The 21727-nt window shown below is 33.3% G+C and carries 17 protein-coding genes; 6 read left to right on the top strand and 11 right to left on the bottom strand.

Annotation, left to right across the window (positions count from 1 at the left end):
* The first annotated feature begins 12 nt into the window (after positions 1-12).
* Positions 13-1254, top strand: a complete 1242-nt coding sequence (locus tag ACHRVZ_RS09325; protein WP_395422064.1) for an MFS transporter — start codon at positions 13-15, stop codon at positions 1252-1254.
* Positions 1255-1357: 103 nt separating this feature from the next.
* On the opposite strand, the gene ACHRVZ_RS09320 is transcribed toward ACHRVZ_RS09325, so the two are convergent.
* From ACHRVZ_RS09320 to ACHRVZ_RS09295, 6 genes are all read right to left on the bottom strand, one after another.
* A complete protein-coding gene (locus ACHRVZ_RS09320) occupies positions 1358-2389 on the bottom strand; it encodes an asparaginase (protein WP_395422062.1) in 1032 nt (343 codons plus the stop codon).
* The gene (locus ACHRVZ_RS09315; RefSeq protein WP_395422061.1) at positions 2379-3518 is read right to left on the bottom strand and encodes a 1-acyl-sn-glycerol-3-phosphate acyltransferase; all 1140 of its coding nucleotides are present in this window, start codon (positions 3516-3518) and stop codon (positions 2379-2381) included. Before ACHRVZ_RS09315 ends, ACHRVZ_RS09320 begins: the two co-directional genes overlap by 11 nt.
* A 63-nt stretch (positions 3519-3581) precedes the next feature.
* Positions 3582-4361: a TatD family hydrolase gene (locus ACHRVZ_RS09310; protein ID WP_395422060.1), complete on the bottom strand. Its 780-nt coding sequence runs from the start codon at positions 4359-4361 to the stop codon at positions 3582-3584.
* Positions 4362-4582: 221 nt separating this feature from the next.
* Positions 4583-6238 (bottom strand): S41 family peptidase, encoded by a 1656-nt coding sequence (locus ACHRVZ_RS09305; RefSeq protein WP_395422059.1) that lies wholly within the window; start codon positions 6236-6238, stop codon positions 4583-4585.
* Positions 6239-6363: 125 nt separating this feature from the next.
* Complete coding sequence (locus ACHRVZ_RS09300; RefSeq protein WP_395422058.1) at positions 6364-7086, bottom strand: tol-pal system YbgF family protein; 723 nt, start codon at positions 7084-7086, stop codon at positions 6364-6366.
* 2 nt (positions 7087-7088) lie between these two features.
* Entirely contained in the window at positions 7089-7673 is a 585-nt protein-coding gene (locus ACHRVZ_RS09295; RefSeq protein ID WP_395422057.1) for an RNA polymerase sigma factor, read from the bottom strand.
* Between the two features lie 128 nt (positions 7674-7801).
* On the opposite strand from ACHRVZ_RS09295, the gene ACHRVZ_RS09290 reads away from it, so the two are divergent.
* From ACHRVZ_RS09290 to ACHRVZ_RS09270, 5 genes are all read left to right on the top strand, one after another.
* The gene (locus ACHRVZ_RS09290; RefSeq protein WP_395422056.1) at positions 7802-8101 is read left to right on the top strand and encodes a hypothetical protein; all 300 of its coding nucleotides are present in this window, start codon (positions 7802-7804) and stop codon (positions 8099-8101) included.
* 187 nt (positions 8102-8288) lie between these two features.
* A complete protein-coding gene (locus tag ACHRVZ_RS09285) occupies positions 8289-9275 on the top strand; it encodes a hypothetical protein (RefSeq protein ID WP_395422055.1) in 987 nt (328 codons plus the stop codon).
* A gap of 185 nt (positions 9276-9460) precedes the next feature.
* Positions 9461-11413, top strand: coding sequence for a PKD domain-containing protein (locus tag ACHRVZ_RS09280; protein WP_395422054.1), 1953 nt, complete (start codon positions 9461-9463; stop codon positions 11411-11413).
* A gap of 105 nt (positions 11414-11518) precedes the next feature.
* On the top strand, positions 11519-14185 hold the full coding sequence (locus ACHRVZ_RS09275) for a CHAT domain-containing protein (RefSeq protein WP_395422053.1): 2667 nt from the start codon (positions 11519-11521) through the stop codon (positions 14183-14185).
* Positions 14137-14574, top strand: coding sequence for a retropepsin-like aspartic protease (locus tag ACHRVZ_RS09270; RefSeq protein ID WP_395422052.1), 438 nt, complete (start codon positions 14137-14139; stop codon positions 14572-14574). Before ACHRVZ_RS09275 ends, ACHRVZ_RS09270 begins: the two co-directional genes overlap by 49 nt.
* Positions 14575-14667: 93 nt before the next feature.
* On the opposite strand, the gene ACHRVZ_RS09265 is transcribed toward ACHRVZ_RS09270, so the two are convergent.
* From ACHRVZ_RS09265 to ACHRVZ_RS09245, 5 genes are all read right to left on the bottom strand, one after another.
* The gene (locus ACHRVZ_RS09265) at positions 14668-17844 is read right to left on the bottom strand and encodes an efflux RND transporter permease subunit (RefSeq protein WP_395422050.1); all 3177 of its coding nucleotides are present in this window, start codon (positions 17842-17844) and stop codon (positions 14668-14670) included.
* 86 nt (positions 17845-17930) lie between these two features.
* Positions 17931-18998, bottom strand: coding sequence for an efflux RND transporter periplasmic adaptor subunit (locus ACHRVZ_RS09260; protein ID WP_395422049.1), 1068 nt, complete (start codon positions 18996-18998; stop codon positions 17931-17933).
* A 9-nt stretch (positions 18999-19007) separates the two neighbouring features.
* Positions 19008-20342 carry a TolC family protein gene (locus ACHRVZ_RS09255; protein WP_395422048.1) on the bottom strand — a complete coding sequence of 445 codons (1335 nt, stop codon included), beginning with the start codon at positions 20340-20342 and terminating at the stop codon, positions 19008-19010.
* Positions 20343-20352: 10 nt separating this feature from the next.
* Complete coding sequence (locus ACHRVZ_RS09250) at positions 20353-20952, bottom strand: TetR/AcrR family transcriptional regulator (RefSeq protein WP_395422046.1); 600 nt, start codon at positions 20950-20952, stop codon at positions 20353-20355.
* A 108-nt stretch (positions 20953-21060) separates the two neighbouring features.
* A complete protein-coding gene (locus ACHRVZ_RS09245) occupies positions 21061-21582 on the bottom strand; it encodes a YceI family protein (RefSeq protein WP_395422045.1) in 522 nt (173 codons plus the stop codon).
* Positions 21583-21727 lie beyond the last annotated feature (145 nt).

The raw sequence follows: 21727 nt of genomic DNA, 5'->3' as shown, positions 1-21727 counted from the left end.
ATATCAAGCATCATGTTTAAGGCGTTAAAATCAAAAAACTTCAAATTATTCTTTTACGGACAATCTGTTTCTGTAATTGGAACCTGGCTTCAAAAAACAGCGGTGAGTTGGATGGTTTACAGCGTTACGGGCTCTGTGTTTTTACTCGGATTAGCCACTTTTTTAAGTATGATTCCGTCTTTATTTCTGGCTCCTTTAGCCGGAAGCATTATTGGGCGTTATGACAGACACAAAACCATGATATTATTACAATCTTTAGCAATGCTTCAGGCTGGTGCTTTGGCTCTCTTAATTTATCTTAAAATATACAACATCAACTTTATTCTTGCTTTAAGTCTGTTTCAGGGAATTATTAACGCTTTTGATATGACGTGTCGTCAAACTATGATGATTGACATTGTAGATAATAAAGATGATTTACCAAACGCCGTTGCCTTAAATTCTACTTTAAATAATTTCGCCCGAATTGCAGGCCCAGCCTTGGCCGGAATTATTCTACACAACTACGGCGAAGACATCTGTTTTATTGGAAATTTCTTGAGTTATATTCCAGTTTTGATTTCTTTATTAATGATGAAAATTACTCCGCATATTAAAGCCACTGACAAAATGAAAATGTTGGATGATTTTATTGAAGGTTTCGATTACGTTAAAAAAGAAACCGAAATGGCAAAAATGCTTTTAATGTTAATGTGCAGCAGTTTATTCGTCATTTCTTTCAACACTTTAATGCCTGTTTTTGCCAAAGATATTTTTAGCGGAAACGCTCAGACTTTTAGTTGGTTTGAAAGTGCTGCGGGAATTGGTTCCATTTTATCTGCAATTTATTTGGCCAATCTTAAAAAAGCCGATAATATGGGTAAAATAATGATCGCTGCCAGCTTATTATTAGGTTTTAGCATTATTGTACTTGCCTACTCAAATAGTTTGACTGTGGCGCTTATTTGCATGGCTTTGAGCGGCGTAGGCATGATGGCGCAAACCTCATCAATCAATATTTATGTTCAGACTCAAAGCACGGTAAATATGCGTTCAAGAAGTATTAGTTATTATTTAATGGCTTATCAGGGAATGATTCCTGTTGGAAGTTTGATTATCGGATACGTTTCACATATCATTGGTACCAGAAATACGGTTGCCATTCAGGGAATAATCTGTATTATTTCTGTGATTGTTTATGTGTATTATAAAAACCGCAGCTCTGAAGAAGATTTAGAAACTTGTCCTGTTCAATATAGAAATTCCAAAAATTAAATTCCAAATTCCAACTATCCACATACTTGTCATTTCGACCGAAGGGAGAAATCACAAACCAGATTAAATTAAATGAATTATATCACTAAAGTAGTGGAAAAATTTATAACGAAATCTCTCCGCGCAAAGCAGTTTCAAAAATCTTTTTAAACTCAGATTGCGGAATATTGTGGCCCAACAAATACATTAGTTTTGTAATTGCAGCTTCTGTAGTAATATCTTTTCCTGAAATAACTCCTAAAGATTTTAATACTGTACTGGTTTCGTATTGTCCCATATTTACACTTCCGCCAGAACATTGGGTAACATTAACGATGTACATTCCAGATTTGATTGCTTTCTCGATTAAGTTTAAAAACCAATCTTCGGTTGGGGCATTTCCTGAACCATACGTTTCTAAAACAATCCCTTTTAAGTCTTTTATAGCCAAAATTGAAGACAAAACAATTTCGCTCATTCCGGGAAACATCTTAATAATTGCAACATGATTGTCTAAGTTTTTATGAACAATCAGTTTAGCATCGGTTTTTATTGGAAGAAATAAATGTCTGTTTAATTTTAAGTGTACACCAGATTCTACCAATTCAGGATAATTAGGTGCTGTAAAAGCCTTAAAATGTTCTGCATTTACTTTTGAGGTTCTATTTCCTCTGTATAATTTATATTCAAAATACAAGCAAACTTCATTGATAACGGGCTTTCCATTTTCCTGAAGCGAAGCGATCTGAATTGCTGTAATTAGGTTTTCTTTTGCATCTGTACGCAAATCTCCAATTGGCAATTGAGAACCGGTAAATACAACTGGTTTAGCCAAATTCTCTAACATAAAACTCAATGCCGAAGCAGAATATGACATTGTATCTGAACCATGCAAAACTACAAATCCGTCAAAAGCGATGTAGTTCTCTTCAATGATTTCAGCGATTTTCGTCCACTCTGCAGGATTCATGTTCGATGAATCAATTGGATCTTCAAATGAAACCGTTTCAATCTCACAATCTAATTGTTTGATTTCAGGTATTTTTTGTAACAGTTTACCAAAATTGAACGCTTTGAGCGCACCTGTCTCAAAATCTTTGCTCATACCGATAGTTCCACCAGTATAAATTAGCAATATTTTAGGTTTAGATGACATCTTGGTATTTTAATTTATTCACAACCGGATTTGCATACATGGCCAAAAATCCTTGTCTTGCCACTGGATTTTCAGTACTTCCAATTCGCATTTCTAAACGACGCTCAAAAAGTGATTTCTCACTTTCTTTATACAAATGAGCAAATCTATCTGTTCCGTTTAAAATGTCGTAAGCGATAAAATTAGTTGGCCATAAATGATAATTTTTTAAAACCGAATCATCAATTACTTGTGCCAGAGCCTGAATTTGTTTGTTTGCGTTGTCATTTTCAGCCGCAATCTGATCGATTTCAGTATCCAGAACATCTCCAACAGAAATGTGTATTCTTTTTTTAGTTCCCATGATACCACTTAAAATGGTCATGAAATCTTCATTTTTCTCTTTAATATAAACTTCGTTGTTTGCTTCAGCCATTAATTGTGGCATTTTCAAAACATCTGTAGGATCATATTCGTATGAAATGGAAACCGGAACTATTTTTAATTTCTTAAAGTAATCCATCAAATTGGCTTCATCAGAACCCATTCCTATCATTTTTAAAACTCCCGGATTGGTTTCGTCATTTCCATCTTTTGTTCTTCCTTCTCTTTGAGCGATCCAAACCGAACGATTCTCGCGAAGCAACAATTGTCCAATATATTCAGACAATAGTTTAGAGCTTTGCAACATTTCTCTTGGCGTCAAACCTCTTAAAACCAAAAAGTTTCTGTTTAGTTTTGCCAAGGTGCTTAAGAATGCTTTTTTTACCAAATTGTCTCCAATTGCTGATGCTGTCATGACTAAACCATGCTCAAACAAGCAAACGTTTAATAAGGTTGTATCCAGAAGAATATCTCTATGATTGGAAATAAATAAGTAAGAGGTATTTTTTTCCAATTTTTCGAAACCAGAAGTAGTAAGCCCTTCAGAGCTTTTCTCTAAAACTTTTTGAATAGTATTATAAATGAAATTACATTGAAAATCACGAATAGAGTGCGTTTTCTTCAATTGATCTTTCCAAACTTGATCTTCTAATTCTGGAAAAGTAAAATTCATCATGGCTTTCATCATCGGATGATTGACAACACCATGAAGTGCTTCATTTATTTCGGAATCATAAAAAGGTCGAATGGCATCAAATCTCTGCATTATAAATATCTATTTTAGTGGGCAAAAGAACAAAAAAAAAATCAAAGTATTGTAAGGTATGGGTTAAATCCCAAAAACGTCTTTAGAATTCTGAGTAGTTCTATTCGCTATTTCTTCTTCAGAAACGTCATATATATCTGCTAATTTGCTAATAACATTTACCAAATAGCTGCTTTCATTTCGTTTTCCTCGGTACGGAATTGGTGCCAAATAAGGCGAATCTGTCTCTAAAACGATATGCTTTAAATCTATCTGATTTAAAAACTGATCGATTTTTCCGTTTTTAAACGTTACAACTCCTCCAATTCCTAACTTCATATTGTAAGAAATCGCCTGAAGCGCTTGTTCATGTGTCCCTGAAAAACAATGAAAGATTCCAAATAACTCATCTGATTTCTCTTCTTCCAGAACTTCAAATATTTCATCAAAAGCCTCTCGACAATGAATTACAATAGGCAATTTGTATTGTTTTGCTAATTGAATCTGTCTCTTAAACGCAATCTGCTGTTCTTTCAGATGTGTTTTATCCCAATATAAATCAATTCCGATTTCGCCAACGGCGTAGAACTTTCGTTTGGCCAATTCAGCTTCAACATGTTTCAATTCTTCCTCGTAATTATCTTTCACGTAAGTGGGATGTAAACCCATCATTAAAAACACATAATCCGGATAATTTTGCTCTAAATCATACATCGATTGTGTTGCCGCTGCATCTATCGCAGGAATAAAAAAACGTGTTACTCCGGCATTAATTGCTCTTTGCATCATCTCGTCACGATCCTGATCAAATTCTTCAGAATATAAATGTGTGTGTGTATCGGTAATTATGGGTGTCGAATTCAATTGTATAATTTTTAAAGGTTCAAAATTACGACAATATTAAAAACTTTCCCAATTGGATATATGGAACGTCGATTTGACAGATTCACTTCTTAAAAACATATCTTTTTTATTCTCAATATTTTCAGACTGAGCGATCCCGATCCCGAAGCCTCGAAATAAAACCTGTCGGGTTTAAATCTAATCCTGTTCTTCTTCCTTTGCAGGGAAAAACAATTCAATATCTATTTTCCTTTTTTAGCAAACATTTTAGCTCTATCCAACACTTCATCTTTTCCTTGCTGAGCACCAACAATAGTTGGCTTAACTTCAATATCCGGAACAATGCCTATACGCTGTGTTTCTTTTTTATTTGGATAAAAAACTCCTGCCGAAGTAAAAGATGAATCAAAACCTTTGATAATTTTAAATTCGTAATTTGGTCCGTCAGAACCAGAAGTTTGACTACCAATAACAGTTACATTTGGCGCCGTTTGCAAACTCATTGCTGTTTGCTCGCCAAAACTATGCGTTCCTGAATTTACCAAAACAATTACTTTACCTTTGTAATAATCTACATTGATTTTACCACATTCTTGCATCTTATCATTAAAATAATAACGGCCAGGATAACTCAAATCCTGATAAAGTAATCTCAAAATAGGTTTGGGTTCCTGGTTTAAATACTCACTAACTAAAAAATCGGTATATGCTGGTCTGTTTCTAACATCGAAAATTATGGCTTGGGTAGTTTTTAATTTTTCCATCATTTTCGGTATTTCCTCTTTTGGCACTTTACTCATTTTTACATAGCCAATATTATCTTCCAGAATTTCCCAATTTGGACTTTTTTTAGGTGGTGATCTTTTAATTTTTTCATTAGGATAACGGTGAATTTTTTTTACCAAAGTGACATTATCTCGAATAAACTCTATTTCTAAGTCATCTGTATTTCCTGTAAACATTACAAAACCTCCATTAAATATAGCCACTGGTTTATTAGAACCTTGTACGTACTTTAAAGTCTCATCTAATTTTTGTGCAACGGTTTCACCATCAACTTTAGTGATAATGTCTCCTATTTTTAAATCGTCAATTTGTGCTAAAGAATCATTGGCAATAGAGGTTATTACAGCTTTATCATCTATAAATTTGGCTCCAAAAGCAGTATATTTCTCCCCTCCTAAATACTTCATCATTTGCGTATTGAAAGTCGCAGCATGAGTGTCATTAAGTTTTATGGATATTTCACGCATTGCCAATAAAAATTCTTTTTCAGAAGCCGGAGCTATAATATGAGGCAGAATTTCAACCAAAGCGTCATCCCATTTTTGATCCATTTTATATTTGTACGGAAAAAAATACTCGGTATAGTTCCAAAAACGGAATAATGCCAGAAGGCGTAAATTTTTATTTGTCCATAAAAATTCGGCATATTCCGGCTCGTTAACGAACTGAAGATTAACTTTCTCTCCATCACGATTAACATAATGATTTGCTCCCTGAAATCTATTCTCTGTAATAAATTTCAATTTCTTAGAAAGGCTTTTAGAAAATAATTGGTCCTTTTGTGTCCAATCTAAGTTTAGATTTTCATTAAAAAAATCTTTTTTAGGAGCATCAGCAATAGGTTTGTTAACAGATACTACTCCCAAATCATCTATCCATTTTTCTATGACTGCCGAATAATCTTCTTTAGTTTGTGCATTTTGGATTTTTGGCAAAACTTCAAAAAGCTTTTCATCCCAATTGGTTTTGCCACTTGCGACAGATGGATGATAATATTTTAAGAATCCCCAAACTTTGCAGGTTGCTGTAAGTTTTTCGGTTTCGGTGATTTTGGTTTTACAAAAGGTGATTTGTGAAAGAAGTAATAGAAAAAAGAGGGCAGTTTTTTTCATTCAGTAAAAGGTTAAGATATTAATAGGTTTTTGGTTAAATTATTAAAAAATAAAATCGAATTTAGAATAAAAATTCCAAATTCGATTGTAGTTTTACGTAAAGCGTCTTTTTTTATAAATCGATTCTAATCCAATTCATCCAAAAGGTCCTGAACATCATCATAATTTTCATAATCCTGCGAAATAGTCTGCAAGACTTCTTTACACTGTTTGTATTTTTTTTGTTTTAGTTTTGATAAGGCCAAACTCCATTTTGCTTTCTCTTTGTATACTGAAGTTCCTGATATCAATTCGTTAAAAACAATTTCGGCTTTCGGATATTTACTTTCTTCTAATAAAGAAACTCCATAAAAATATTGAATTTCGGGTGTTTTATTTTCTTTTAAAATCTCCTCAAAAACCGGAATTGCTTCTTTATATTTTCTTTCATTAAATGCTGTTTCTGCTTGTTTTAAAATCTCATCGGTTGCACCTCTTTCTACAAATGAAGCTGTTTCCGGATGATTATAATCCTCAAAAGAAGGATTATTATAATCAAAAAAGAATAAACCACATAATATCATGATCGATGCAGCAACAGCCAAATACCAAGGTCGCATTAAAACTACTTTTGGTTTACTGGAATTGAAATGTTTATCTGATATTGAACTCAAATTAGCTTTAAAAGCTTCTCTTTCTTCTTCATTTTCAAATTTATTTTTTAGTTGTAACTGTAATTCTTTAAAAGTTTCAAATTCTGCAGCCAATTCGCGGTCTTCAGATAATTGTTTTTCAAAACTGTTTTTTTCCTCGACAGTCATTTCGCCCTGAAGATATTGATCGAATAATATGTAACGTTCTTCGTTCATGACTAATTATTTTTTAGAGATTTAAAATTTTTGGCTTCCTGAATCCACTGCGTTAACTGGCCAACACACAACGATTTTTTCTTGCGGACATATCCGTAAGTTACGTTAAGTTTCTCGGCAACTTCTTCCATTGTTTTTATGGTAAAACTCAGCTTTAACAACTCCTGACATTTGTCTCCTAATTTTTGAAACATCGTATCAAAAAGCTGTTGTTTTTCATCAAACTCTTCAGTTTGTCCAATTAATTCTAATGCAGATTCATTTATAGATACCGCATCTTCATTAATTGTTACCCCTTTGTTCGATGTTTTTTTCAATTCATTAAGCCATTTCCTTTTGCACAGTAAAAAAAAGTAAGCATCAAACGGACAAGTCAATTGTAAAGTATTGGCTTTGGACTGATTAAAAAGTAAAATCATGACTTCCTGAACTATATCCTGTGCATGTTCCTTATCTCCGGAATTGTTCATCACAAACATTACCACTTTTGGAACGAACTTTTTATAAATGGTTTGAATTATTGCCGAATCATTTGCAGCAAGTCCTTCAATATACATTTGATCAGGATGAATTTTAGTTTGGCCCATAAAAAACTTTTTGTTAGCTAATTTAAAAAACAATTGTAAATAAATCTCACTTAAAGGGGTAACAATTAACAAATCAGGTTGATATAACAGAACAGAAGTCTTTTAAAACGATAAAAAAATTAAGAGAAATGGAAACTTATCAATTTGTAAATGAAGAAAACCTGGATCAATTTCATAAAATGCTTTTGGCCAGAACAAGAAATGGTTTTGTAATCGTAGAGCATAATGAAAAACTACCGTATGTGGTTTTAACTAAAGAAAAAAAAGTCATTAATCATTCTCTGCATTTATTTCTTACCTGCATCACATTTGGACTTTGGTCATTGGTCTGGATCTATTTAATTATTACGCTTTCGCGGAAGAAAAACATTCTGGTCGCTGTTGATGAAGATGGAAATGTATTTGAAGACAAATGCCTTTCAGAATAAAACTCAAAAAACAGGGTAACAATCTCATAACCGAATTGATATAGTCGTATAAAAGAAGTTGTAAAAATAAATTTTACAAATTAAGGGTAACAATATCAAACCCAAATTGATATAAGAATATAATTAACAACCAAAATCTGAAAACCACTTGAACATAACCAAGACAGATTTATAAAAACTAGAAATCATGAACACAAACTTTAAAAAAATCGGAGTTTTATTTTTATTAGTTATTATTTTCATCGGTTGCGACAATGGCGACGGCGACGACAATAATCTTGTTTTGCCTCCTACTGCAGCCGCTTTTAAAAGTATAAACGAAAAAGGAGTTAAAAAAAACACACAAAACTTTACTATTACTGCAGGAACCGGTGTTGTAACCATAACATCTGCAAAAGGAGTTAAACTGAGCATTAACGGCGATTGTTTGACTAAAAATGGAGTTGCGGTAACTGGAGCAGTTGATATTGAATACATCGAACTTTTTGACAAAGGAAACATGTTAATTACCAACAAACCAACAATGGGAGTTATGCCTGACGGAAAGAAAAACTTGCTGATTTCTGGTGGAGAATTCTTCATTAAAGCGACACAAGGCGGGGTTGAACTTAAAACATCTTGTTACATGAACATGATCGTTCCTGCAGCTTTGACTGACGGTGTAGACAATGCAATGACTTTATGGACTGGTAAAATTGATGAAAGAGGCGAATTGGCCTGGGAACAACCTAAACCAAATGCTGACGGAACTGGCGGAAAAGGCGGTGTACAAGGAGAAGGAACAAATTATTACGTAACCTTTGGAAACTTTGGATGGACAAACGTAGACCGTTTTTACAGTGATCCAAGACCAAAAACTACACTTCTTGTTGGCGCTCCTACTGGCTATGACAACAATAATAGCGCGGTTTACCTGTCGTACGATGGCGAAGGTACAAATGCGCTAGCTAAATTAGACACTTATACACCAGCAGGATTATTCAGCGAACACTACGGACAGATTCCGATTGGATTAAAATGCCATGTGATTTTTGCAACCGAAGATAATGGTCAATGGCGTTATGCAATCAAGGCAGTAACCGTTGCTGCAAACGATGTTTACACCTTTACTCTTGCCGAAACTACGGTTGGTACCGAAGCTCAACTGGTAGCCGCAATCAATGCTATTCAGTAACTTACAAAATACTTTTAAGAAAAAGTGGTGATTTGCTCATCACTTTTTTTTACATTTAATCCAGTTTTCAAATTTAATTCTGATGATTTTCAGAAGCTAATCCTGCTATTCGTTACAATCTTTTCCTGCCTGGCAGCAGCCACAAAAAGGATTTCCACTACTATCAGGGCTAAAAACCACTAGTTATGAAACCACTATCATCTATTCTCTTTCTTCTTTTATCTATATTCTCTTTCTCACAAACCAAGGTAAAAGACACCATAACCCGACGAGCCAATATTAGTTTTATCCAAAACGGAAATGCTGTCACTTATAAACCTGAAACCCCGCCTTTAATTCCGATTGCGGGCGCACCAAAACCCAGTTATTCTTATTTATGGGAACTCGGCGACGGACATTACAGCAAAGAAGCCGAACCGAAACACGTATATAAAAATAAAGGAACTTACACCACAAGACTTGCGGTAACCAATAATTATGACAACGGAAAACCTCCCGCAACACGCCCTAAAAAAGTGGCTGTAAACGATATTACAGATTCTAATTATAAAGACATTGCTTCAATCGCTGATCAAAACGGATTTACAATTATTAAAAACTGCGATCCAATTCCGGATCAGGAAATGGTAGTCGTAGTAAGTTATCAAAATCTCGAGAATTATGTTTCGAGTGGAAAACTGTATTTATTCTATAATGAGAAACAATTTAAAAGTAATAATTTCGAATTGGTCGATTCTAGAACGTATGCCAACGAGCGCGAAGTAAAAGATAATGCTGTTGCTTTTGCTGATGAACTCGATGATTCTAAAAATTATTTGGCTTCCGCCGAAAATCAAATGCAACTTAAAAAATACCGAAATACAACTACTGAAGAAGATCTTGACGCTTCGTTATTAGATGCTAATAAAACCTATCACAACGTTTCGATCTTAGAATTTGATGATGCCAATCCGAGTGAAACCCGAAATGTTTTTTACACTTTCAAAACCACTCCGGAAATGATCAAAGACACCAGTGCAACGGTTACAATGCGCGGTATTTTTGTTCCGAACAGAAGTTATAAAAACCACAAAATAAAAAATCTGGAAATGGAAATCGTCACTTCTCATGATCCCAATAAAATGGGCTCCAACGGAAGTTTTATGAATTACAGATTAGTGCGTTTTAAAAGAGTAAATTTTAAAACCCGCTTTCAAAATAATGGCGAAGGCCCAGCAAGAATGATTCGTTTAGAAACGGATGTTCCGGATATGTTTGATAAAAAGACATTTCAGATCGAAGACATGTATCCAAAATGTCCCATTTGCCCAAAAGGTGAAGAACCTACCATAAGCTGTCTCGATACGATCATCAAACAAAAACAAATATTCTTTACTTTCAAAAACATTTATTTACCCGGAAGTGAACAAAAAAATGTGCACGAAAAAGACAGCACAAAAGGTTTTGTAAAATATTCGATGAAGTTTGCTGAAGATTTTCATAAAGTAAAAACCCGAAGCCGAACCGCAATAATCTTTGATAAAAACGAACCCATAATTACCAATTATGCTACTACCCGATTCTTGCCCGGAATTTCGATTGGTGCAAAAGCGGGTTATAATCTTTATCCGGATTTAGAAAAATCGACGAGTTATTTTGTGGGCGCAACTATTTCGCCTTTTAAATCGTATCGCTTTTACTGGCAGGCCGAATGGATTAATGCGTTGAACAAATACGAAAGCGGTGCCACCGTGGTTACTGATAATGTGGTAAATCCAAATGGTGTAAAACAATTTCAGCGCACAACAATGACAACCGAAAACAAAAATGTAAACTGGGAAATTCCAGTTTTAGTTCGTTATAATATTAATAATTACATTGGAGTTGGAGCAGGTATTCAAGCTAATTTTGATGTTTCATCTGAACAGAATCAAATCAAAAAAATCGAAACTTTTGAAGGGGCAACAGATCAATTCTTAATAGATACGAGAACCGAATCAAATTCGGTTAAAAACTCATTTGTCAATTTAAAAACAGGGTTTTTACTTGATTTAACATTGGGTTTCGCGAGAATTGGACCGAGTTTAGGCGCACGATATGTGATTAATTTCGAACAGAATTTTAATTATTTTCAGGTTTATGGGATATGGAAGTTTTAAGAGTTATACCACAAAGATTCGTAGAATTTTCGTAAAATTCTTTTTTCTATTCTCTGTGAAGCTTTGCGAAAGCTTTGTGTGACTCCGTGAAATAATAAAACTTGTATGATAAAACTATATTGCTATATTTTATTCTTTTCAACTCTAATTTCATTCGGGCAGCGATCTGTTTCGGAAGAAGATAAAATATACAATGCAGTTGATGTTTTTGTTGCGAAACCTTCGGCGAAAGCCATAGAAAATTTAAACCAAATCGAAACTGATTTCTGGAAAAATTCAAAACCAAAAACCAAAAACGAATTATTGGCAATTGTGGTTTTAAACTGCAATAAAGCGTATTATGAAAATCAATTTGGTCAAACTGAAAAAGCGATTGCCAGTTACGAAAAAGCCTGGCAAATTTATGAGAAAAACAAACTCGGTAATTATGATATAATCGAATATTGTTTGAAACCTTTGGGTAATTTATATACTGTTTTGGGCGATTATGATAATGCTGAAAATACGATAAAACAATACTTTTTCATTGTAAATACCTCTAAAAATTATCCCGACGCGCAGAAACAAAGATTTGCAGCAATTCTCAATTTATCAAATGTTTATCAGAGTTCCGGAAAGATTTCTTTGGCGATTGAAATATTAGAAAATACTTTAAAAATCGAGAAACTATCTGATTCACAGAAAGGAATTTTATTGAATAATCTGGGAAATAGTTATTGGTTAGGCTCGAAACAAATTGTGTTGATTAGAAATTCGTCAGATAATGCCGAAAAAGCATTTGAATCTTCGATTCAATATTTAAAAAACGAAAAAAACCAGCTAGAAACATTATCAAATTCTTATCGAAATTTAGCTTCGATGAATCGACAATGGCAACGATTTGAAATTGCTGATTCTTATATGCAAAAGGCCGAAAAGCTATTTTTAGCAACCACAAATCGTCAACCCAGAAAACTCTCAAAACTATATTACGAAAAAGCTTTATTGCTTTTTGATGAAGAAAAATATGATGAAAGTGCAAAACAAATTCAGGCAATTTTTAAAATCCTGATTCCGAATTACAATTCAAAAAACATACTTCCCAATCAAAATCAATTGTATTCCGAAACGGTTTTGATTGATGTTCTTGATTTACAGGCAGAAATCTTTTCTAAACAAAATAAACCCAAAAAAGCGCTTGATTCTTTTAAACTTTCTTTTGACATTGAAGATTTACTGATGAATGTTTTGATTTACGAAAACTCAAAAATCATTACACAAATTAGGGCAAGAAACCGTACTGAAAAATGTATTTCTATTTATGATCGTTTGTATCAAAAAGAAAACAAAATTCAATATCTGGAAGAAGCTTTTCAATTGTCTGAAAGAACAAAATCTGGAATTTTAAAAGGTTATAGATCAAATATTAAAAATGCTTCCGTAGAAGAAAAACAGCTTTTACACCAACTTCAAACTTTAAACAATAATATTATAAAAGAGCAGCAAAAAGGAGATTTAGCTAATATTTCGAATATTAATTCTGCCATAAAAAAGCAAAACGAATTGATGCTTTATTTGAAGAAAATCCAAACCAAAAATTCCAATTATATTCCTGAGAATTGTGATATAAAAGCGCTGTTATCAAAACTAGAAAAAGATAAAGCGGTGATGGTTTACTATTTTATGGGTTCTGAAAAGCTTTATTACTTCATTTTACAAAATAGCCAAATTACTTTAAATGATATTAATATTACCGATACTGCAATTCCAAAAATTGTACAATTTATAGATTATTTTAGCAATGCAAATAACATTACCAATAACATTTTGGAATATAATCACGTTGGGAATTCTGTTTATAATATGCTGAAATTGCCTCAAAACGCAATCTACAAAAACCTCATCATTGTTCCTGACGGAATTTTAAATTTCCTTCCGTTTGACGCTTTAATTACGCAAGAATCTTCTACAACAAATTTTGCAAAAATGCATTATTTATTGAATGATTTCAAAATTGCTTATAATAATTCAGCCAGTAATTACCTGAATTCAAAACCTATTTCAAAATCAGAAAAAACAGTGTTAGGGATTTTTCCAATTTTCGAAAAAACCACTTTTGAATTGAGTTATTCTAAGAAAGAATTAGAATCTATCAGAAATAATTTTAAAGGAAAGTATTTAGAGAATTCAGAAGCTAGTTTTTCTAATTTTAAAAATAATGCAAACCAATATTCAATTCTCCATTTAAGTACACACGCTTCATCCGGCGATATCGAAACTCCCGCAAGTATTAAGTTTTACGATCAGGAAATATTATATTCTGAATTGTATAACCTCAACATCAATCCGGATTTAGTGGTTTTAAGTGCCTGCGAAACGGGAATTGGAAAACTTTATAAGGCAGAGGGCGCTATGAGCGTAGCAAGAGGTTTTCAGTTTGCCGGTGCACAAAATTTACTGTTTTCATTATGGAAAGTAAACGATTATACAACATCGGTTTTTATGGCTGATTTTTATAAAAACGTAAAAAATAATGTTTCGTATTTTGAAGCCAATACTAACGCTAAAATTGCTTTTTTGAAAGACAAATCGATTCCAAACGCCAAGAAATCTCCTTATTACTGGAGTTCATTTGTATATTACGGTTCGATTTCACCAGAAGAAAAATCAACGAATTATATCTTTTACATCATTAGTTTATTGGCTGTAATTGGTTTATTTTTGATATTCAATCATTATCGAAAATGGAAAATCTTCACGAAGTTCTCAAAAAAGAGAAATACAAAAAAATAAAATTCAAGGTTACCAAAACACAACATCTTTTAATAAAAGCCAAAATAAACGGCGTTTCCGGAAATTTCATTTTAGATACCGGAGCTTCTAACTCTTGCGTAGGTTTTGAAAGCATTGAACGTTTTGAACTGAATGCAAAAAAATCTAAAACCAAAGCATCCGGTGCTGGTGGAACAGGAATGAAAACACAAATTTCTGCCCACAATCATTTACAACTTGGAAGCTGGAAAAATCAAGATTTCGGTATTGTAATTTTTGATCTCTCGCACGTTAATGAAGCTTTAGAATCTTATAAAGCAAAACCGGTGCACGGCATTATTGGTGCCGATGTTTTGTTGGAAGGAAAAGCAATTATAGATTATTTTAATCATTATTTGTATCTACAGTAAAAAACTTCAGGTTTCAGGTTTCAGGTTTCAAATAAAAAATCCCAAACTCCTTTCGGAATTTGGGATTTTTTCAATCTAAAATTAAATCAACAATTAATGGGTATGTTTAGGATTAAAACCGTCTTCGCTTACTTCTGTTGGCGTATAATCTGCAAACATTTCAGCTTCGTAATCGATTTTTTCTCCTTTAGAGAATTTATGAATAATTTTCTCCATGATATTATATATAACCGGAACTACGATCAAGGTTAAGAATAAAGAAGAGATTAATCCTCCAATAATTACCCAAGCCAATCCGTTTTTCCATTCAGCTCCAGCTCCAGATGCCAATGCAATTGGGAACATACCAAATACCATCGCAATTGTTGTCATCAAGATCGGACGTAAACGTGCGTGATTCGCCTGAATTAATGCCGTTCTAATTGATTCTCCTGCTGCTCTTCGTTGGTTCGTGTAATCGACAAGCATGATCGCATTCTTACACACCAGACCAATCAACATGATAATACCTAAAATGGTAAAAATGTTCAATGAGTTGTTTGTTAAAGCCAAAGCTAACATCGCTCCAATAAACGAAAGCGGAATAGCAAATAATACCACAAACGGGTGTGCAAAACTGTCATACAAACTCACCATTACAAGGTAAACTAAGATAATAGCCGCAAGTAAAGCGATTCCTAAAGTACCAAATCCTTCAGACTGGTTCTCCATGTCTCCACCCCAGATATAATTTACTCCGGCTGGTTTTTTCAACTTATCTAATTTTTCCTGCCATATTCCAACAATTGTTCCTGAAGGAACCCCAACGTTTTGTCCTTTTACAGTTACCGAAGCTGATTTGTCTCTACGCTCTAATTGGCTAGGTCCGGAACCTTCTGTAATATCTGCAAATTGAGACAATTTTATTTGTTGTCCTGCTGAATTTATAAAAATCAGGTTGCTTACATCTGTAATACTTTTTCTGTCGAATGCGTTGTATCTAATATTGATATCATACTCGTATTCTCCAGCTCTGTATTTACCATCTGTGTTTCCGCTAAAAGCAGTTTGCATAGTTAAACCAACTGTTTGAAGTGTTAATCCTAAAGCGGCCATTTTATCACGGTCCACTTTAACGTTAATCTCAGGATTTCCGTCTTCAACTGTTAATTTAATCTCTGTTGTACCTGGAATTTTACGCAATTCAGCTTCAGCTAATTTAGCAAATGCCATTGCAGCTTCTGTTGATGGACCTGTTACGATCAATCCTAAAGTAGCATCTTCTGCAGTACCCAAAATACCAACTGGAACTGTTTTTACTTTTGCTCCAACTAATACTTTTTCTAATTTACGTTTGATTTTTGCAGCGTAAACATTCGCATCGTCCGTACGATCTTTTTGTTCGATCATTTTTACGTCAATCTCTGCTTTGTAAGCTGTCGCTTGTGATGCTCCAAAACCTTCTGAAGTTTGTCCAACAGTTGTAATTTGACTGTGAACGTATTCTTCTCCTTTAAGGAATGCTTCGGCTTTTTGAGTCATGAAGTTCGTTTGTTCTAACGAAGCATCTTTTGGCATTTCGATTTGAACTAAGAATTCCCCACTATCAGATGATGCGAAAAACTCTCCTCCAATGAAACCACCTCCCATTAATCCTACTGTAGATCCAAAGAATAATATAAGAACTACTACAAGTGTTTTAACATAGTGATCTAAACACCAAGTTAATAAATGAGAAACCCAATCCGTGAAACGTGTCAAATAACTTTCGAAACCAAGAATGATTCTTCCAAATAAATTCTTTCCTTCAATATGCTCTAATTTACCATAACGAGATGATAACCAAGGAATAATTGTAAACGATGCTAAAAGTGATAGTAAAGTCGAGATAATTACCGTAACACAAAATTGTGTAATGATATTAGAAACTAAACCAGAACTCATTGCGATTGGCAAGAATACAACCACAATTACTAAGGTAATCGAAGTTACTGTTCCACCAATTTCTGCAGTACCATCATATGATGCACGAATTCTGTTTTTACCCATTTCCATGTGCCTGTAGATATTTTCTAATACTACAATCGCATCATCGACCAGAATACCAACAACAAGAGATAATCCTAATAAACTCATTAAGTTTAATGTGTATCCCATAAAATAAATACCAATAAAAGTAGCAATCAAAGATGCCGGAATAGACACCATTACGATCAACGAGTTTCTAATACTGTGCAAGAAGAACAACATTACAAATGCTACCAGAACAACTGCAATTAATAAATCGTGAACTACAGAGTCTGCAGCTTCAAGAGTAAATACTGTACTGTCTTTTGCAACTTCTAATTTTAATTCATTGTCTTTATAATCTTTTTCAAGAGTTTTAATAGTTTTCAATAAATGCTCACTTACGGCAACCGCATTTGCATCAGATTGTTTTACGATTTGTAAAACGATCGCGCTTTTTTGATCTACACGAGATATTTTTTCAGCAATTTTTTGAGTATCCTGAACATCTGCAATATCACTTAAACGAACCTGAATTCCGTTTTGAGAAGAAACTACTAAGTTTCTTAGTTCTTCAACACTTTTGTATTTACCCGCTAAACGAATTAATATTTTTTGATTACGAGTTTGAATGTTTCCTGTTGGGAAATCTAAGTTCGAAGTCAAAATCATTTGTTGCACCTGAGGAACAGATAAATTGTAACCTTGCATTTTTACTGCATCAAGATTTACCTGAATTTCACGCTCAGAACCACCAATGATATTTACCTGAGCAACACCTTGTACACGAGATAAAATAGGAGCAATTTTTTTGTCAATTAAGTCATAAAATGCTGCTTCGTCCATTTTTCCGTTGGCACCAAGCGTCATAATTGGTAAATCACTCAACGAGAACTTAGTTAGTGCCGGTGTTTTTACATCATCTGGCAAATCACTAATAATCGCGTTTATTTTTCGCTGTGCATCATTCAAAGAGAAATCGACTTTTGCATTCGATGTTAATGTAATCGAAACAATAGATAAACTTTCGTACGATTTTGAATCAATTTTCTTGACATTCTCTAGGGATGCAATCGCATCTTCAATTTTCTTAGTTACTGTGTTTTCTACCTCACTTGGAGAAGCTCCTGGATAAACTGTAGAAATTGTAATAACGTTTTGCTCAAATTTAGGGATCAGCTCATAACCTAATTGGCTGTAACTGAACAATCCACCAAGTGTCAGAATTGTAAACAATACAATTACTAACGACGGACGTTTTATGGATATTTCGGCTAATTTCATATATGTTTTTTTATGCTTTAGGCTGTACGCTATAGCTTTAGGCTTGAACTGCTTAAAGCTTATAGCTTACGGCTTATAGCCTACAATTATTTAATAATTTCTACTGTATTACCGTCTTGTAAGTTGATTTGACCTGTAACAACTACAGTTTCTCCATCAGATAATCCATTGATAATTTCTACTTTATCTCCTAAAATTCTTCCAGCAGTTACTTTTCTTAATTTTGCAATACCTTTTTCAACTACAAAAATCTCGTTGCTGCTCACACTTCCAACAAATGCATTTCTTGGAACAACCATCATATGTTGTTTTTGTTGGTTTGATGCAAAGTTTGCAGTTCCGTACATACCTGCTCTCAAGTCGTTGTTTATATTGTTTATGATTTCAATTTCAACCGGAAAGTTTAAAGACTCATCAGCTTTTGCAGCAATAAAAGTGATTTTTCCAGAAAAAGATTTATCAGGATAAACACTAGCTGTTACATTGATTTGGTTTCCTACTTTTAAACTCGCAACTTGGTTTTCGTTTACAGTAACTACTAATTTTAGTTTAGAAACATTTACAATATCAAACAATGCAGTTGCAGGCATTCCTGTTAAGATAGATCCCGGTTCAATGTATTTTTTATTGATGAATCCGTTTATTGGAGCTTTTACTTTTGTATCTCCAACATTAATGTTAGCTTGTTTTAAGTTAGACTCAGCATTTGTTAAAGCTAATTTTGCCTGATCTAATTGTTGTTTTGTAACACCACCAGTTTTAAAAGCATTTTCGTATCTGCTGTAATCTGATTTTGCGTTTTGATAAACTGCTTGTGCTTGTTGTGCACTTACATTAATTACATCACCTCTCATTGTCAATAACGTTTGACCTACTCTAACGTAATCTCCTTCTTTAGCTAAAACACTGATTACTTTACCAGATTTTTCAGCAGAAAAAGTCAATTGTTGAATTGGTTGAAAGTTTCCGTTTGCAACGAAATCCAATGAGATTTCTTCTGTTTTTACAGGAGAAACTTTTACTGAGATGGCAGCATTTTTCTCCGCTACGATATCAGTTTTCGCTTTATTCTCCTTCTTATTATTATTTAAGACAAATCCAATCAGAGCTAAAGCTGCAATTATGATTACGATAGTTATAATAGTTTTCTTCATTTTATTTAGTTATTTAATAAGAGATTTAAGTTCGCCTTTTGATTTGATTAGAGATATTTCGGCAATTTTATAATTTAAAACTGCTCTGGTATAATTATTTTGAGCTTCAAGAGATGCATTTTCTGCATCTAATAAGTCTGTTAATGATGCTAATCCCTGAAGGTAATTGTTTTTTGTATTACTTAAAATTTCAGTTGCTAAGCGCATATTTTCTTTTTGATTATTGATCGTAACAAGGTTATTATCAATTTGAGCCATTGCATTTCTGTAATCTAAATCAAGAGAAAGTTTAGTATCCTTAATATCTTCCTGAAGTGATCTAATTTGTACATCAGCTTGTCTTACTTTGGCACGAGTACCAAAACCTGTAAAGATTGGCACTTTTAAATTTAAACCAATTCCAGAATAATCAGACCAATAAACTCCTGATGACGGCTTTTCGAACCAAGGAAACTCAGGTCCCTGACCAATATAATTATAACCTGCACTTAACGAAAGTGTTGGATAATACTCTGCCTGAACTGCTTTCTTATTGTATACCAAAAGCTCTTCTTGTTTTTTCAAAAGCAAATATTCCGTTCTGTTTTCAACATTTGGCTGTTCTGTTAATGCAGCAGGAACAACTTCAAATTCTTCTTTTGGCATATCAATTGGAGTTTCAATAGGCATTCCCATATAAAACTTCAAAGCATTTTCCTGTAAAGTAATTTGATTTTTAATCTGTTGACGTTCGGTATCAATGTTTGACATTTTTACAATGATACGATCAAGATCTATTTTTTTAGCCAAGCCATTATCAAATTGACCTTTTACGATATCACGAACTTTGGTTGTGTTTACGTAATTACTATCTAACAAAACCAATCTTTCTTTTTGTACATATACAGAATAGTAGTTATTTGCCACTCTTTCTATAACTTGTTCTTCAGTTAACTGATCGTTTATTTGATAAAATTCACGAGTAGTTCTTGCTGCTCTTAATCCTGTAAAAACTGCCTGATCAAAGATTGCCTGAGTTAAAGAAATTCCGGCAGTCGATGTCCATTTTTGACCAAATGCTGCCTGAATTGATGTTCCCGGCTGACCAAATCCTGCTCCGTCAATAACTGTTGTTTGAATTATAGGATTGTAAGTTAAGTTTCCGTTTGCAGAAATTTGAGGCAAAGCTCTTGAACGCACTTCTTGAATTTTGTACTCACTATTTTCAACCTCTAATTTGGCTTTTTTAGCATCAGCTTTATTTTCAAGCGCATATGTAACAGCCTCTTTTAGGGTTAGATTTTTGACTTGTGCGTTGGCAGTCAAGCCAATTGTACACAAAAATATAAGAATTATTCTTTTCATAGATTGATGATTAAATAGTAATTTTTTTAAGTTGTTTTTCTAATTCCAGTATTCCCTTTTCAGTTGCCATAGCTCTGGTGTGATACTCCAGCGCCTCTAATTCTATTTTTTGAGCCTCTCTTTCAGAGACTGTGGTCTCATTAATGTGAAAAATTAAAGTGTAATAAAATTTCACATATATATCTATATTTAAATCAGGACGATATAAGCCTTCACTGATTCCTTTTTCAATATTTACTCTAAAGTATTGAGTACATTGATCAATTTCATGTGACAATACATTTTGATAAATTTCCGGATAATGTTTTTTCAATTGATATATAGGAGAAGTATCTGTATTGTTCTTAAACATATCTCGAAACATTTCTCTGATTTCGAAATTTTCATGAATCGAATTATAATCTTTCGCCACGATGGTATCAATTATTTCATGCACCTGACTGTGAACCATCGAAGTACTTTCTTCGATCAGGACTTCTTTATTACAAAAGTATTTGTAAATCGTTTTTTTCGAAATACACATTTCTCCGGCAATGTCATCCATTGTAACACTTTTAAAACCGAGTTTTAAAAACAACTCACTCGCTTTTGCTATGATTTTCTCTTTCATTTTGATTTTTCAAATTGTATTGCAAATATATCGTCAAGACTAAAACCTGAAGAATAGCTACCGTTATATTTGTAATATTTTTACATTAACCCATTCATTATCTAAATTTTAGATACTAAATTCAAGATTCGCGATAAGCTTAATATCTTTTCCTAAAGCAAGGCCCCCGTTATGATTGTATGAATTATAATCTAAACCAAAATCCTGACGCTTGATATCACCTTTAATTTCAAAAGCAACCTTTCTCTGTCCGTTATAAGTGTTTACACCAATAAATTCTGCATCAAGTTCAACCACTTTAGTGACATCTTTTATTGTTAAATCACCTTTAAAAAAATTGATATTATTATTCACCTTTTGAAATGAAGTCGATTTAAAACTAATAATCGGATGTTCATTTACGTCAAAAAGATCTTGAAGCTGTAAATACGTATCAATTTGCTGAAAACTATCATTCTTGTTATTGATATCTAATGAAAATTCAACTGAAGCGTCTTCAATCTCATTATCTTCAATATCCACAAAACCACCAAATTTATTTGTAGTTCCGCCCATGTATGCAATTATCGAATGTCTCATCTTAATCAAAACATCTGATTGGCTAGAGTCTAAGGTCCATGTTGTTTTCATAAATATTTGATTTAATTGAGTTTATAAATTACTCAAATGCTACACGGAAACTTTCACAGTGTTTAAAGTTTCCGCTTAGAAGTTGCAAATATAAACAGGAAACTCTAAACACCAAGAAAGTTTCCAAGTTTTTTTAAAAAATATT

Source organism: Flavobacterium sp. FlaQc-57, assembly GCF_044007395.1.
Classification (GTDB): Bacteria; Bacteroidota; Bacteroidia; order Flavobacteriales; family Flavobacteriaceae; genus Flavobacterium.
This window is presented reverse-complemented; position numbering and strand designations above follow the sequence as displayed.